This is a genomic window from Kitasatospora sp. NPDC101155 (assembly GCF_044768305.1).
In the GTDB taxonomy this organism is placed as follows: domain Bacteria; phylum Actinomycetota; class Actinomycetes; order Streptomycetales; family Streptomycetaceae; genus Kitasatospora.
In genome coordinates, this window is sequence record NZ_JBIWPN010000009.1 from 99,675 (window position 1) to 113,749 (window position 14,075).

Below are 14,075 nucleotides of genomic sequence, written 5' to 3' on the forward strand. Positions count from 1 at the left end.
GCGGTCTCGGACACGTGGACACACTCCTGGTGCTGCGGCGGGGGGACGGCGGCTTTTGTCTCCGGCAGTCTAGTTCCGCTCACACCACCGGAGACCCCCGCGCCCTGCCGCACCCGCCGGCGCCCTGCCGCGTCCGTCCCGCGCCCTGTCGTACCCGCTAGACGAGCTTGTAGCCCCGGTGCAGCGCCACGATCCCGCCGGTGAGGTTGCGCCAGGCGACCTTCGACCAGCCGCTCTGCTGCAGCTTGGCGGCCAGCGCGGGCTGGTCCGGCCAGACCCGGATGGACTCGGCGAGGTAGACGTACGCGTCCGGGTTGCTGCTGACGGCGGTCGCGACCGGCGGCAGCGCGCGCATCAGGTACTCGGTGTAGACGGTGCGGAACGGCGTCCAGGTCGGCGTGGAGAACTCACAGATCACCACCTTGCCGCCGGGCTTGGTGACCCGGTGCATCTCGCGCAGCGCCGCCTCGGTGTCGTGGACGTTGCGCAGCGCGAAGGAGATCGTCACCGCGTCGAAGGTGTCGTCCGCGAACGGCAGCCGGGTGGCGTCGCCGGCGGTGAGCGCCAGCTCGGGGTGGCGGCGCTTGCCCTCGACGAGCATGCCGACCGAGAAGTCGCACGGGACGACCTTGGCCCCGGCCTCGACGAAGGGCAGCGAGGAGGTGCCGGTGCCGGCCCCGAGGTCGAGCACGAGGTCCCCCGGTCCGGCGGCCACCGCCTCGGCCACCGCCCGGCGCCAGGCGCGGGCCTGGCCGAGGGAGAGCACGTCGTTGGTGAGGTCGTACTTGGCCGCGACGTCGTCGAACATGGCGGCGACTTCGTGCGGCTGCTTGTCCAGAGAGGCTCGGGTCACGAACCCCATTGTTCACCCTGGAACGGACAGGCCGGTCAACGGGGCACGCCGGGCGCCGTCCAGCGGCGTCAGTGCGACCCGCGCCGCCCGCCCGCGCGCCGTCGGCGGCGGGAGCGCTTGCCGTGGGTGATCGCGGGCATCCCGTCGGCCAGCGCCTCGGTGGCCAGCGCGAGGTTGGCGGCGAGCCGCCCCTGCCCGGCGCGGACCGCGACGGCCCGCCGGTGCCGCCGGATGCGCAGCACGCAGATCATGAAGAGCACCACGGCCACCGGCACGCTGAACCGGGCCAGCCCCACGCCGACCGGCTGCGGGTAGGTGTCGCCGCAGATCCGCACCGCGCCCGGGTCGTCGGCCGCGTGCTCCAGGCAGACCGCGTCGCCGAGCCTGGTGCCGTCGGCCAGCGGCAGCGCGGCCGCGGTGTGCGGCTGGCCGCTCACCTTGTAGCTGACGGCGCTGTACGTGCCGCCGCCGGTCGGCAGCTGGGTGACGACGCCCTCGACTCTCACCGGGTGGGCCCCGATCCGGTCGGCCTGTTCGGCCTGGCGCCAACCGAGCAGGCACATGCCGACGGCCAGCACTGCGCTGAGCACGGCGGCGAGGTACCAACCACGGCCCAACCGCGGGGTGCGCGGCGGGGGGACGGTCGCGGTTCGCATGGTTCCTGTCCTGGCTTGCCTCCGGGGCCTGGGACACGGCCCCGCCGCCCGCGGGCACGGGTGGTGGTGTGGTGAGGGTACGGAGTGAGCTGTCCGGGATCGTATCCGCTGGCGGGCCCTCAGGTCACGGCGAAGGGGGAATCACCCCCCGGGGTGGGCACCGGAGTTCGGCTGCACACGAAGGAAGTCCCGTACACGGCAAGGAAATCCACCCAGTGACGAGTACGTCACACCGACCCGCGGCCTCAGCGCCGCCGGTACACCAACCGCCCGCCCAGCACGGTCGCCAGGACGCCACCCGGCAGCGGCCCGGACTCCCCCTCGTCGCCGACCGCGAACACCGCGAAGTCGGCCCGGCCACCGGCCGCCAGCCGCCCGTGCACGGCCCGCGCCAACGGCAGCACCGCCAGCGGGTCCAGTAGCCCCGCCCCGGGCTCCGCCGGCCCCGGCAGCACCACCAGCCCCGAACGCGCCACCGCCGTCCGCACCGAGGCCCGCTCGAATGGCCCGGCCACCGCCGTCACCCCGAAGCCGAGCATCCGCTGCAGCCCGCGCCGGGCACTCGCCCCGAACCGGGTCTCGTCGGCGCAGCCCACCAGTTCGTCCGTGAGCGGCTCGGAGCCGATCCCCTCCCGCGGATCCGGGTGGTAGTCCCGCTCCAGCGCCCGCTGCCCGTACGGGTTGCGCAGCCCGGGCGTGAGCACCGCCGGGCCCCAGTCCCGCACCCGCGCCGCCGGGTGTGCCGCCGCCAGCTCCGGGTACGGCCCGACGGCCTCGACCCGCTCGTCGCGCACCAGCACCGCCCCGTCGGCGAAGGACGGGGCGGTGGGATCGGCCGGGTCGGGCAGCACGAGGGCCGCCCGGTGGAGGGTCAGCACCGGTGCGGGCTCAGTTGTCCAGGATCTTCAGCTCGGGGTGCGCGGTGCCGCCCTCGATCGCCGTGGAGGCGATGTGCGAGGCGACCCGCGGGTCGACCGGGTCGTTCGCCGGGTCGTCCAGCACCCGCAGGTGCTCGTACGTGGTCGAGCGCTGCGCCGGGACGCGGTCGGCGGCCCGGATCAGGTGGATCAGCTCGGTGAGGTTGGAGCGGTGCTTGGCACCCGCCGCCGAGACGACGTTCTCCTCCAGCATGACCGAGCCGAGGTCGTCCGCGCCGTAGTGCAGCGACAGCTGGCCCGCCTCCTTGCCGGTGGTGAGCCAGGAGCCCTGGATGTGGGCGACGTTGTCGAGGAACAGGCGGGCGATCGCGATCATCCGCAGGTACTCGAAGACGGTGGCCTGGGTCGAGCCCTTCAGGTGGTTGTTCTGCGGCTGGTAGGTGTACGGGATGAACGCCCGGAACCCGCCGGTGCGGTCCTGCACCTCACGGATCATCCGCAGGTGCTCGATCCGCTCGGCGTTGGTCTCGCCGGTGCCCATCAGCATGGTGGAGGTGGACTCCACGCCGAGGCCGTGGGCGATCTCCATGATCTCCAGCCAGCGCTCGCCCGACTCCTTCAGCGGGGCGATCGCCTTGCGCGGCCGCTCCGGCAGCAGCTCGGCGCCGGCGCCCGCGAAGGAGTCCAGGCCGGCCTTGTGGATCCGGGTGATCGCCTCCTCGACGGAGACGCCCGAGATCCGGGACATGTGCTCGACCTCGGAGGCGCCCAGCGAGTGGATCACCAGCTGCGGGAACTCCGCCTTGATCGCCGCGAACGCGCGCTCGTAGTACTCCACGCCGTAGTCCGGGTGGTGACCGCCCTGGAACATGATCTGGGTACCGCCCAGCTCGACCGTCTCGGCGCAGCGGCGCAGGATCTCGTCGAGCTCGCGGGACCAGCCCTTGTCGCTCTTCGGCGGCACGTAGAAGGCGCAGAACTTGCACGCCGTCACGCAGACGTTGGTGTAGTTGATGTTGCGCTCGATGATGTACGTCGCGATGTGCTCGGTACCGGCGTAGCGGCGGCGGCGCACCGCGTCGGCGGCGGAGCCGAGCGCGTGCAGCGGCGCCGAGCGGTACAGCTCCAGCGCCTCCTCCGGAGTGATCCGGCCGCCGGCGGCGGCCCGGTCGAGCACGGCCTGCAGGTCGGTGCTGGACGCATCGAGGGTGGTCGCTGCGAGCTCGGTCACCTGGCGGCCTTCTCTCTCTCAAGTGCTACTCGGGTACGGCCGAACCAGCCTACGCCAGGCGTTTCGGGCACCCTCAGCCTGCCGCCCCGTTCACCCTGCGCATCGTCCCGACCGGGTTGCCGGCCGCCGGGTCGGCGGAGCTGAACCTGATCGTCCCGTCGGACTGAAGGGTGAGCGTCTCCGCGTCGGCGCCGCCGGTGCAGGCGCCGGGAATCGAGGAGTGCACCAGCCGGGACTGGAACACCAGCTTGGTGGCGGAGACCGACCTGAGCGTCCAGGCGCCCTCGCAGCTGATCGAGATCAGCCCGGAGAGGGCGTTGCGGCTGCTGGTGCTCTCCTGGCCGATCGCGGCCGGGCGGACGGTGAGCGTGGTGGTGCCGCCGGGCAGGCCCTTGTCGGTGACCATGTCCCCGCTCCAGGTGCCCAGGAAGGCGGCCGGCACCGCGTTCGGCCCGCCCGTCGCGGGCGCCGGGGACGACGCGGAGGCGGACGGCGCCGTCGACGGGGACGCCGACGGGGTGTCCGTCCCGCCCGGCACGAAGACCCCCGACGAGGCGATCGCGTCGCTCGGATCGACGGACGGAACCGGCAGCGGCCCCACGGCCGGCACCGCCGGGTCGTCGCGGTGCAGCCCCTCGTACAGCCCGTACCCCACGCCCCCGAGCGCCGCGGCCGTCAGCACCGCCACCGTCGCGAGCCCGGCCCGCCGCCGCCACCACGGCCTGGCGGGCGCCATGGCCGGCCCGAATCCCCCTGGCGGGTAAACGCACGGGGGGAGGGTCGGAGTCGGCACCACCTCGGCCCGGTCCTCGTCCCCGGCCGCCTCCGATGCGGCCGCGGCCGCTTCCGTCGGCTCCTCCGGCTCGTCCTCCAGGTCCAGCAGCTGCACCGCGCTGCGCCCCACCCCCGCCGCCAGCGCCGGCGGCAGGAAGCCCCAGAGCCGGGCGGTGCCCACGCCGTCCGGGTCCAGCCGGGCGGCCAGCTGCTGCGGGGTGGGCCGGGCGGCCGGGTCCTTGGCCAGGCAGTCGAGCACGATCGCCCGCAGCGGCTCGGCCAGCCCGGCGACGTCCGGTTCCTCGTGCAGCACCCGGTAGAGCAGGACGGCCGCGCTGACCCCCTCGCCGAAGGGGTGCACGCCGGTGGCGGCGAAGGCCAGGACGGCGCCCAGCGAGAAGACGTCCCCGGCCGGTCCGACCGGCCGTCCGTTCGCCTGTTCCGGCGCCATGAAGCCCGGCGAGCCGACCACATAACCCGATCGGGTGAACCCGCTGGTCGCGTCCAGCGCCCGGGCGATCCCGAAGTCGATCAGCCGCGGCCCGTCCAGGGTCAGCAGTACGTTGGACGGTTTGACGTCGCGGTGCACCAGGGCGAGCCCGTGCACGTGGACGAGCGCCTCGGCGAGCCCGACCCCGAGCGCGCGGACGGCCGGCTCGGGCAGCGGCCCGTACTCCTGGACGGCGACGGTGAGCGCGGGGCCCGCCACGTAGCCGGTGGCGACCCAGGGCTGCTCGCCCTCGGTGTCGGCGTCCAGCACGGGCGCCGTCCAGCTGCCGCCGACCCGCCGGGCAGCGGCCACCTCCTGCCGGAACCGGGCGCGGAACTCGGCGTCGTCCGCCAGCTCCGAGCGCACCACCTTGACGGCCACGGTCCGCCCGCCGGCCGTCCGGCCGAGGTAGACCCGGCCCATCCCGCCCGAACCGAGCCTCCGCAGCAGCCGGTAGGCGCCCACCTGGCGCGGGTCGTCCGACCCCAGTGCCCGCATGCCCCGCACGCTCCCCTCGCACTCGCACGCACGGCCCCGGGCGGGTGCCCGGCCGCGTACGCCGCTTCCGGGGCGCCTCCCGCGGGGCCACCCGCCGGACGCGCCTCGGGAGCAGACCGTACCGGGCCGGGCCGACCCCCGGGGGGTGCGGCCCGTCTCCGGGGCTCCTCTCCAGGGGCCCGCCTCCGGGGCCCGTCTCCGGGGGCCCGGGGAGCTACTGCCCGACCGGCAGCGCCACCGGCTCCAGCAGCTCCACCGCCACGTCCGGCGTGAAGCCGCTGTCGTGCGCGACCCGCCGGGCGAACTCGGCGACCCCGGCCAACTGCCGCTCGCCGAGCGAGAAGTCCAGCGCCTCGCTGAAGTACCGCTCCAGCACGTCCGGCCCGAAGGCCTCCCAGCGGGCGGCCTGCTCGGCGACCTTGGCGGCCTCCACCAGCGACAGGTCGCGGGACTCCAGGAAGGCCCGGTGGACGGCCGCGGTCAGCTCGGGGCAGCGCTCGGCGAACTCCCGGCGCACCGCCCAGACCGCGAAGACGAACGGCAGGCCGGTCCACTCCTTCCACATCGCGCCCAGGTCGTGGACGGTCAGCCCGAGGTCGGCGGCCTGCCCGAGGTAGGCGCGCAGCGCCGGGTCGCCGATCAGGACGGCGGCGTCGGCCTCGGCCAGCATCGCGCTGAGGTCGGGCGGGCAGCTGAAGTAGTCCGGGCGGACGCCCTCGCGCTCCTCCAGGAGCAGCCGGGCCAGCCGGACGGAGGTGCGGCTGGTGGAGCCGAGGGCGACCCGGCGGCCGTCGAGGTCGGCGAGCGGCACCTTGCTCACGATCAGGCAGGACATCACCGGGCCGTCGCTGCCGACCGCGATGTCGGGCAGGACCAGCAGGTCGGCGGCGTTGCGCAGGTACTCCACGCAGGTGATCGGCCCGATGTCCAGGGAACCCCCGACGAGCTGGTCGCTCAGCTTCTCCGGGGTGTCCTTGGTGAGGTCGAGATCGAGCAGATTGCCGGTCCTGGCGAGACCCCAGTAGAGGGGAACGCAGTTCAGGAACTGAATATGGCCGACCCGCGGCCTGACCGGCGTGTTCTCCTGGTGCTCCCGCGTTTGCGCGTCCGCTGCCACTGCGCCGCTCCCTTGCTGTTCGTGCGCTTCCCCGCAGCGTATGCCCGCTGTTCAGGACGGCTCGCACCGGCCACCCGACACGCGCACGCGCGCCCTCAACAGGCCTTCGCGCGCCCGCTCGCAGCCCTCACGACACGCCCCGTCCGCACCGCAAGCGACCCCTGGTCGTCACAGCGACCGCATGCTAGCGTTGCCCTCAGTTGCAGTTTGATTCCCCTTGCAGTACTTGAAGCCTGCGGAGCATGTAACCGCAGGCTTTTTGTAGTTTTTCAGCAATATCGAAAAATTTCGGACTCGTCCGGAGGCAGGGCGATCAGCGCAGCGGACCGGGTGTCACACGGTGTGGCCCCCGACACGCATCGCAAGGAGAACGGCATGGCTCAGGGAACCGTCAAGTGGTTCAACGCTGAGAAGGGCTTCGGTTTCATCGCCCAGGATGGCGGCGGCCCCGACGTCTTCGTCCACTACTCCGCCATCAACGCGAACGGCTTCCGTTCGCTGGAGGAGAACCAGGCGGTCACCTTCGACGTCACCCAGGGCCCGAAGGGCCCGCAGGCGGAGAACGTCAGCGCTGTCTGACCATCCTCTGATGTTCTGATCGCTCGGGACCCGTGCGGGTCCGCCGGCGGCTCCCGACAGCCGTCACCATGAGCACAAGAGCAACACCCAAGGGGGCCTGCCCATCGCGGCGGGCCCCCTGCCTCTTCCCCGCGCCCTCCCCGCCGGGAGAGCACGGCGAAGGGCCTGCCCCCACACCTTCCGGTGCGGGGGCAGGCCCTTTTCGTACGACTGCGGTCAGGCCGCGACCGGAGCCTTCGCGCCGGCCTGCGCCGGGGCGACGGCCGACGGCGCGTCCTCCCCGTACAGGTCACCGGAGGGGTTGTTGTACGCGTCGGTGTCCAGGATCTTCTCCCGCGCCGCGACCAGCACCGGCACCAGCGCCTGACCGGCGACGTTCGTCGCGGTCCGCATCATGTCCAGGATCGGGTCGATGGCGAGCAGCAGGCCGACGCCCTCCAGCGGCAGGCCCAGGGTGGACAGGGTCAGCGTCAGCATGACGATCGCACCGGTGAGGCCCGCGGTCGCGGCCGAGCCGACCACCGAGACGAAGGCGATCAGGACGTAGTCCTTGATGCCGAGCTCGATGTTGTAGACCTGGGCGACGAAGATCGCGGCGACCGCCGGGTAGATCGCGGCGCAGCCGTCCATCTTGGTGGTGGCGCCGAACGGGACGGCGAAGGAGGCGTACTCGCTGGGGACGCCGAGGCGCTCGGTGACGCGGCGGGTGACCGGCAGGGTGCCGACCGAGGAGCGCGAGACGAAGGCCAGCTGGATCGCGGGCCAGGCGCCCTTGTAGAAGTGCAGTGGGTTGAGGCCCGCGGCGAAGCGCAGCAGCAGCGAGTAGACGACGAACAGCACCAGCGCGCAGCCGACGTAGATGTCCAGGGTCAGCGTGGCGAAGGGCTTGAGCAGGTCCCAGCCGTACTTGGCGACGGACTTGCCGATCAGGCCGAGGGTGCCGAGCGGCGAGAGCCGGATGACCCACCACAGGGCGGTCTGGGTCAGCTCCAGCACGGACTCGCTGAGCTTGAGGACCGGCTCCGCCTTGGCGCCGAGCTTGATGATCGCGGCGCCGACCACGACCGCCATGAAGACGATCTGCAGCACGTTCACCTTGGCGAAGGCGTCGACGATGTTGGTCGGGAAGATCCCGGTCAGGAAGTCGATCCAGGTGCCCTTGGAGTCGAGCGCCTTGAGGCCCTCGGTCTTCAGGTTGGTGCCCTGGCCGGGGTTGGTCAGCAGGCCGAGGCCCAGGCCGATGGCGACCGCGATCAGCGAGGTGATCATGAACCAGAGCAGCGTGCGGGTGGCCAGCCGGGCCGCGTTGGTGACGCCCCGCAGGTTGGCGACGCTCACCACGATCGCGGTGAACACCAGCGGCGGGACGGCCAGCTTGAGCAGCTGGACGAAGATCTTGCCGATCGTCTCCAGGGTGGTGGCCAGCCAGGAGATGTCGGCGGCACGGGCCAGGTAGCCGAGGCCGACGCCGAGCACGAGGCCGGCGACGATCTGCACCCAGAACGGTGTCTTGCGGATACGGGCGAGCACGGACGGCGACGAGGTCGCCTCGGGCGCTGTGGACATGGGGGTGCGACTCCGGGGGAGGGCGTTGCTGACGGTGGGGTGTGGGGCGGAGGGGGCGGCACGACACGGGGCCGGACGTGAGGAGGTCACGGACCCCGTTCAGGGGCGTGCCGCCGGAATACAGCTCATGGCGCGACAACGGCGCGGGCTGTCCACAGCACCGGTCAGAGCGCACGGGCGGGCGGCGCCGGGCAGCGGGCCCGGGCCGTGCATCCGCAGTGCGTCTGAGGTGGTCACGGCCGACACGTTAGCAGTAAAGATTTGAGATGTTCAAAGTAGTTGTTTGAGTTCAGGCCACACCTCGGCACGCCGCGAGGACGAGATCCGGACACGAACGAAGCTGACGCCCCATCAGGCACACCCTCCGGTCGGATTGACCGCACAGCAGTTATACGTATAACTTTGACAGCGTCCCCGCCCTCCCCTGCCCTGACCGGAGAAGAGCACCGATGGGCTACCTCGCCCTGCTTCGAGCCCCGCACGTCACCCGACTCCTGCTCGGCACCCTGCTCGGCCGCATGCCCGCCGGAATGACCGCCCTGGTGATCGCCCTCGCCCTGCGCGAGGCCGGAGTCCCGTACAGCCGGATCGGACTGGCCACCGCCGCCTACGCGATCTCCGCCGCCGTCGGCGGACCGGTGCTCGGGCGGATCGTGGACCGCACCGGACAGCCCCGCGTCCTGCTCGCCTCCGCCGTGGTGGCCGGCGGCGGGTACGCGCTGCTCGCCCTCGCCCCCGGCTCCCCGGTCGCCGCGCCCCTCGGCGCCGCCATAGCCGGCCTCGCCATGCCCCCGCTGGAGCCCTGCCTGCGCTCGCTCTGGCCGGACGTGGTCGAGGAGGAACAGCTCGACACCGCGTACGCCTTCGACTCCGCCTCCCAGCAGATCCTCTACGTGGCCGGACCGCTGGCCGTCGCCGGCATCGCCGGCCTGTTCAGCCCGGTCGCCGCACTCTGGGTCGCCGCCGGACTCGGACTGGCCGGCGCACTGATCGTCGCCACCGCCGCACCGGCCCGCACCTGGCGCGCCCCCGCCCGCGAACAGTCCGCCGGACTGCTCGGACCGCTCCGCTCCCCCGGCCTGGTCCTGCTGCTGATCGGCCTGGCCGGCGCCGGCTGGGCGGTCGGCGCGCAGAACGTGCTCTTCATCGCCTACGCCGAACAGCACACCGGCGAACTGCCGGGCGGCGGCGGCACCCTGCTGGCACTGGCGGCCCTCGGCGGCCTGCTCGGCGCGCTCGCCTACGGCGTGATCGACTGGCGCCGGACCACCGCGACCCGCACCTGGATGATGGCCCTCGCGATGGCCGCCTCCTACCTCCCGCTGGTGACACTGCCCGGCCCGTACCCGATGGCCGCCCTGGCCTTCCTCTCCGGGATCGTGCTCGCCCCGCTGCTCGCGGCCGCCTTCGTCCTGGTCGCCGAACTGGCACCGACCGGCACCGTGACCGAGGCCTTCGCCTGGCTGGTGACCCTCTTCGCCACCGGCAACTCACTCGGCTACGCCGTCTCCGGCCACCTCGCCGAAGACTCCCTCCGCTCCGTGGCCCTCTGCGCGGCCGGCGGCATCGCCCTCGGCGGCCTGCTGCTCTTCGGCGCCCGAGGCTGGTTCCGCGCCACCCCGGTCGCCGCACCCCCGCAGCCCGTCCCGGTGGGCTGACCCACCCCACAGACGACTGCGCCCGCCGGGGTCTGGCCGGCGGGCGCAGTCCTTTCGCCGTAGGCGCACCCGATCGAACCGGTACGGCCGGGACCCCGACCTCGCGTCAGGACGCGGCGGGCTCGGGGGCGGTCGAGGAACGCAGCACCAGCGAGGTGGCCAGCGGCGCGACCGGCTCCACCCGCTCCCCGCGCAGCAGTCCGGCCAGCGCGGCCGCGCCCACCCGGCCCAGCTCCTCGCCGGGCAGGTCGACGGTGGTCAGCGGCGGAGCGAGCAGTCCGGAGACCGCGACGTTGTCCATGCCGACCACGGACAGGTCGTCCGGCACCCGCAACCCCCGCTCGGCGGCGGCCTGGTAGACCCCGGAGGCGACCACGTCGTCGTCGCAGATCACCGCGCGCGGACGGTCCGCCCGCTCCAGCAGCTCACCGGCCACGCTCCGCGCGGCGGCGTACCCCTCGTTCAGGCTCACGCCCAACTCCACGACGTCCAGCCCCAGTTCGCGCACCGCCTGCTCGAAGGCGGCCTGCCGGACCCGGAAGGTGTACGCGGCATGGGTGGAGCGCAGGTGGCCGATCCGGCGGTGGCCGAGGGCGGCCAGGTGCTCCACGGCCGCGCGCATCCCGCCGGCCACGTCGAGCTCGACGGTCGGGCGCGCCCGGTCGGTGCCGGGGTCGGCGTCCAGGAAGACGGCGGGGGTGTCGGCGGGCAGCTCGCCGAGCTGGCTGTCGTCCGGGGAGCAGATCAGCAGGCCGTCGAAGCGGCCGGCGGTGGCGGCCTCGGCGAGGGTGGCGCTGCCCCAGCCGGAGCTGACCACGACCGCCAGGCCGTGCCGGCCGGCCTCGTGGTGGACACCCTCCAGCACCCGGCCGAAGAACGGCCCCTGCAGATTGGGCACGGCCAGCATGATCATCCCGCTGCGGCCCAGCCGCAGCTGGCGGCCGGCCGCCTGCGGGCGGTAGCCGAGGCTGCGGGCGGCCTCCCGGACCCGCTCCCGGGTGGCCTCGGAGACCCGGCGGCCGGCCTCCGCGCCGGAGAAGACCAGTGAGACGGTGGCTTGCGAGACCCCGGCGAGCCGGGCCACGTCCCGCCCGGTGGGCCGGCGCACGGGGGCCGGCCAGGTCCCGCCCCCACTCCCGGCGGGTCGATCGGCGTCAGCGGGCCGATCCACTTCAACGGGCCGGTCCACTTCAACGGGCCGATCGGCGTCGGCGGGCCGGTCGGCGGCGGCGCGGGGATCGGCGGGCACGGCGGACGGCGCTCTCAGGGCCGGGGTCAGTTCTTGCCGGCGGCGGCCGCGCGGGCGGCCTCGTCCGCGGCGTCCTCCTCGGCGTTCTGCACGGCGATCCGCTCGGCGGTCCGGCTGCGCATCCCGGCGACCTTGGTGGTGATCTGAGTGGACATCTCGTCCCGCTGCTTGCTCAGCAGCACGTAGCTCAGCGGCGCGGAGACCACCGCGGCCAGCAGGAACAGGAAGACCGTCCCGGCCTGCCCGCTGACCGGGATGATCTGGAAGTGCCCGAGCAGCAGGGACACCAGCAGGCAGCCCAGGAAGATGCTGACCCGCATGGAGGTGTAGCGGAGCGTGGCGTGCGACTTCTGCGGGCCGTTGCTGCTCACTGGGACACATCCTTCTGGGTCGGGCCGGGGCGGGTCTTCCAGTCAAGCATGCCTGACGGCCGGCGCGGGCTGGGCCCCTCCTGCCCGAAGGCGGGCAGGAGGGCGGGTCCGCCGTCCCCGGCCGTCGCGCCCCGCCCGGGGCCGGGTCAGCGCAGGTCGAGCCACATGGTGATGTCGTCACGGTCGTCGCCGGGGGCGACCCGGATCGCGGCCGGCACCCGGCCGACCTCGCGGTAGCCGCTGCGGCCGTAGAAACCCTCCAGCCCCTGGCCGCCGCGCGCGGTCAGCCGCAGCGACTGCAGGCCCCACTCCCGGGCGACCCGCTCGGCCTCGGCGAGCAGCCGGGCACCGTGGCCGAGGCCCTGGAAGTCGGGGTGCACCATGACCCGCTTGAGCATCCGCCAGTGCTCCATCAGCTCGAAGCGCATCGACTCGAAGAACAGCACCCCGACCAGCCGCCCGGTCGCGCTCTCGTGCGCGACCAGCAGCCGGTCGGGGCCCTCCGGGGCGACCCCGGCGAACTGGCGTTCGGCGGTGTCCCAGACCTCGTCCTCGGCGACCGGCGCCACGAAGCCGACCGCGCCGCCGGCGTTGGTCACGTCCGTCCACAGCCGCACCACGGCGGTGCGCAGGTCGGGGTCGAGCTTGGGGTCCAGGGTGAAGGTGAGCGCCATGATGCGGAGCCTAGACCTCCACTCGAACACACCAGCGAACCGACCCTTACAGCAGGGCCGGCACCGCCTGCTCCGTCGGCCGCCCGGTGCGCAGCGCCAGGCAGAGCCCGACCGCGATCGCGCACAGCGCGCCGGCGCCGTACCAGGTGAGGTCGTAGTTCCCGAGCGCGTCGCGGGCCAGGCCGGCCAGCCCGGCGACGACGGCCGCGCCGATCTGGTGGGCGGCGAGCACCCAGCCGAAGACGATCGGGGCGTCCTCGCCGAAGTGCCGGCGGCACAGCGCGACGGTCGGCGGCACGGTGGCCACCCAGTCCAGGCCGTAGAAGACCACGAAGGCGAGGATCGGCGGCTGGAGCGAGCCGGCGAGCAGCTGCGGCAGCAGGAGCAGGGACAGGCCGCGCAGCCCGTAGTAGACGGTGAGCAGCAGCCGGGAGTCGACCCGGTCGGTGAGCCAGCCGCTGAACACGGTGCCGGCCACGTCGAACAGGCCGATCAGGGCGAGCAGGCTCGCGGCGGTGGTGACCGGCATGCCGTGGTCGTGCGCGGCCGGGATGAAGTGGGTGCCGACCAGTCCTGCGGTGGTGGCGCCGCAGATCGCGAAGGAGCCGGCCAGCAGCCAGAACGGCCGGGTCCGGGCGGCGTCGCGCAGCACCCGCAGCGAACGGGCCAGCGCGCGGCCGTCGTTGACGGGGGCGGGCGGGGCCTCGGTCGCGCCGTACGGGAGCAGGCCGATGTCGGCGGGCCGCTCGCGCATCAGCAGCAGGACGGGCACGGCGACGGCGCAGGCGGCGAGCGAGACCACGACCACGGCCGCGCGCCAGCCGTGCCGCTCGACCAGCCAGGCGCCGACCGGCAGGAAGACCAGGTTGCCCGCGGCGCCGGCGGCGGTGAGCACCCCGGTGACCAGGCCCTGGCGGGCCTGGAACCAGCGGCCGGTGACGGTGGTGGCGAAGGCTCCGGCCATCGAGCCGCTGCCGAGGCCGACCAGCACGCCCCAGCAGAGCACCAGTTGCCAGGGCTGGCGCATCAGCATGGTGAGTCCGGCGCCGACCGAGATGGTCAGCAGGGCGCAGACCACCACCAGGCGCACGCCGAAACGGTCCATCAGGGCGGCGGCGAAGGGGGCGGTGAGGCCGTACAGGGTGAGGTTGACGGAGGTGGCGCTGGAGATCGTCCCGAGCGACCACCCGAACTCGTTGTGCAGGGCGTCCATCATCAGGCTGGGCGTGGAGCGGAAGCCCGCCGAGCCGAGCAGGACGAGCAGGGCGACGCCGGCCACCACCCAGGCGTAGTGCACCCGGGGGCGCTGGGCGGGGGTGGGCCGGTCGGGATCGGATGCGGCGGCGGGAGTGGGGGCGGGGGCGCTGCGTTCGGTCACGCGGAAGAGTCTCCCGAGCCTCCGGTTCCCGGACGAGTGGCCTGAATGACAGCTTTCGCAAGAATCGGGCCACCGGTCCGGCGTACCCTGGCCCGGACCCATC

General features: G+C 73.6%; 13 protein-coding genes. 2 read left to right on the forward strand and 11 right to left on the reverse strand.

What is annotated here, in order from left to right; genetic code table 11:
- Nucleotides 1-157: 157 nt before the first annotated feature.
- From ACIRYZ_RS15955 to ACIRYZ_RS15980, 6 genes are all read right to left on the reverse strand, one after another.
- A complete protein-coding gene (locus ACIRYZ_RS15955) occupies nucleotides 158-853 on the reverse strand; it encodes a demethylmenaquinone methyltransferase (protein WP_393033784.1) in 696 nt (231 codons plus the stop codon).
- A gap of 68 nt (nucleotides 854-921) precedes the next feature.
- The gene (locus tag ACIRYZ_RS15960) at nucleotides 922-1,509 is read right to left on the reverse strand and encodes a hypothetical protein (protein ID WP_387614889.1); all 588 of its coding nucleotides are present in this window, start codon (nucleotides 1,507-1,509) and stop codon (nucleotides 922-924) included.
- A gap of 245 nt (nucleotides 1,510-1,754) precedes the next feature.
- Nucleotides 1,755-2,387, reverse strand: coding sequence for an imidazolonepropionase-like domain-containing protein (locus ACIRYZ_RS15965; protein ID WP_402944253.1), 633 nt, complete (start codon nucleotides 2,385-2,387; stop codon nucleotides 1,755-1,757).
- 10 nt (nucleotides 2,388-2,397) lie between these two features.
- Nucleotides 2,398-3,618, reverse strand: a complete 1,221-nt coding sequence (gene mqnC / locus ACIRYZ_RS15970; RefSeq protein WP_402944256.1) for a cyclic dehypoxanthinyl futalosine synthase — start codon at nucleotides 3,616-3,618, stop codon at nucleotides 2,398-2,400.
- Between the two features lie 73 nt (nucleotides 3,619-3,691).
- Nucleotides 3,692-5,380, reverse strand: coding sequence for a serine/threonine-protein kinase (locus ACIRYZ_RS15975; RefSeq protein WP_402944259.1), 1,689 nt, complete (start codon nucleotides 5,378-5,380; stop codon nucleotides 3,692-3,694).
- 214 nt (nucleotides 5,381-5,594) lie between these two features.
- Nucleotides 5,595-6,497 carry a menaquinone biosynthetic enzyme MqnA/MqnD family protein gene (locus ACIRYZ_RS15980; RefSeq protein WP_402944262.1) on the reverse strand — a complete coding sequence of 301 codons (903 nt, stop codon included), beginning with the start codon at nucleotides 6,495-6,497 and terminating at the stop codon, nucleotides 5,595-5,597.
- Nucleotides 6,498-6,872: 375 nt separating this feature from the next.
- Between ACIRYZ_RS15980 and ACIRYZ_RS15985 the strand changes: the two genes are divergently transcribed.
- Nucleotides 6,873-7,076 (forward strand): cold-shock protein, encoded by a 204-nt coding sequence (locus ACIRYZ_RS15985; protein ID WP_355670162.1) that lies wholly within the window; start codon nucleotides 6,873-6,875, stop codon nucleotides 7,074-7,076.
- A 216-nt stretch (nucleotides 7,077-7,292) separates the two neighbouring features.
- On the opposite strand, the gene ACIRYZ_RS15990 is transcribed toward ACIRYZ_RS15985, so the two are convergent.
- Nucleotides 7,293-8,642 carry a dicarboxylate/amino acid:cation symporter gene (locus tag ACIRYZ_RS15990; protein ID WP_393033768.1) on the reverse strand — a complete coding sequence of 450 codons (1,350 nt, stop codon included), beginning with the start codon at nucleotides 8,640-8,642 and terminating at the stop codon, nucleotides 7,293-7,295.
- A 449-nt stretch (nucleotides 8,643-9,091) separates the two neighbouring features.
- Between ACIRYZ_RS15990 and ACIRYZ_RS15995 the strand changes: the two genes are divergently transcribed.
- Nucleotides 9,092-10,300, forward strand: a complete 1,209-nt coding sequence (locus ACIRYZ_RS15995) for an MFS transporter (RefSeq protein ID WP_402944266.1) — start codon at nucleotides 9,092-9,094, stop codon at nucleotides 10,298-10,300.
- 106 nt (nucleotides 10,301-10,406) lie between these two features.
- Here ACIRYZ_RS15995 and ACIRYZ_RS16000 read toward each other — a convergent pair whose 3' ends face one another.
- The 4 genes from ACIRYZ_RS16000 to ACIRYZ_RS16015 form a co-directional block, all read right to left on the reverse strand.
- Complete coding sequence (locus ACIRYZ_RS16000; protein WP_402944268.1) at nucleotides 10,407-11,408, reverse strand: LacI family DNA-binding transcriptional regulator; 1,002 nt, start codon at nucleotides 11,406-11,408, stop codon at nucleotides 10,407-10,409.
- Between the two features lie 167 nt (nucleotides 11,409-11,575).
- Nucleotides 11,576-11,920 carry a DUF4229 domain-containing protein gene (locus ACIRYZ_RS16005; protein WP_393033759.1) on the reverse strand — a complete coding sequence of 115 codons (345 nt, stop codon included), beginning with the start codon at nucleotides 11,918-11,920 and terminating at the stop codon, nucleotides 11,576-11,578.
- 146 nt (nucleotides 11,921-12,066) lie between these two features.
- A complete protein-coding gene (locus ACIRYZ_RS16010) occupies nucleotides 12,067-12,594 on the reverse strand; it encodes a GNAT family N-acetyltransferase (RefSeq protein ID WP_402944271.1) in 528 nt (175 codons plus the stop codon).
- A gap of 46 nt (nucleotides 12,595-12,640) precedes the next feature.
- Entirely contained in the window at nucleotides 12,641-13,972 is a 1,332-nt protein-coding gene (locus tag ACIRYZ_RS16015; protein ID WP_402944274.1) for an MFS transporter, read from the reverse strand.
- Nucleotides 13,973-14,075 lie beyond the last annotated feature (103 nt).

What these genes read in the sequence shown, in the direction of transcription:
- ACIRYZ_RS15960 (WP_387614889.1), bottom strand. Translation starts at nt 1,509, where the DNA reads ATGCGAACCGCGACCGTCCCCCCGCCGCGCACCCCGCGGTTGGGCCGT.
- ACIRYZ_RS15975 (WP_402944259.1), bottom strand. Translation starts at nt 5,380, where the DNA reads ATGCGGGCACTGGGGTCGGACGACCCGCGCCAGGTGGGCGCCTACCGG.
- ACIRYZ_RS15985 (WP_355670162.1), top strand. Translation starts at nt 6,873, where the DNA reads ATGGCTCAGGGAACCGTCAAGTGGTTCAACGCTGAGAAGGGCTTCGGT.
- ACIRYZ_RS15990 (WP_393033768.1), bottom strand. Translation starts at nt 8,642, where the DNA reads ATGTCCACAGCGCCCGAGGCGACCTCGTCGCCGTCCGTGCTCGCCCGT.
- ACIRYZ_RS15995 (WP_402944266.1), top strand. Translation starts at nt 9,092, where the DNA reads ATGGGCTACCTCGCCCTGCTTCGAGCCCCGCACGTCACCCGACTCCTG.
- ACIRYZ_RS16010 (WP_402944271.1), bottom strand. Translation starts at nt 12,594, where the DNA reads ATGGCGCTCACCTTCACCCTGGACCCCAAGCTCGACCCCGACCTGCGC.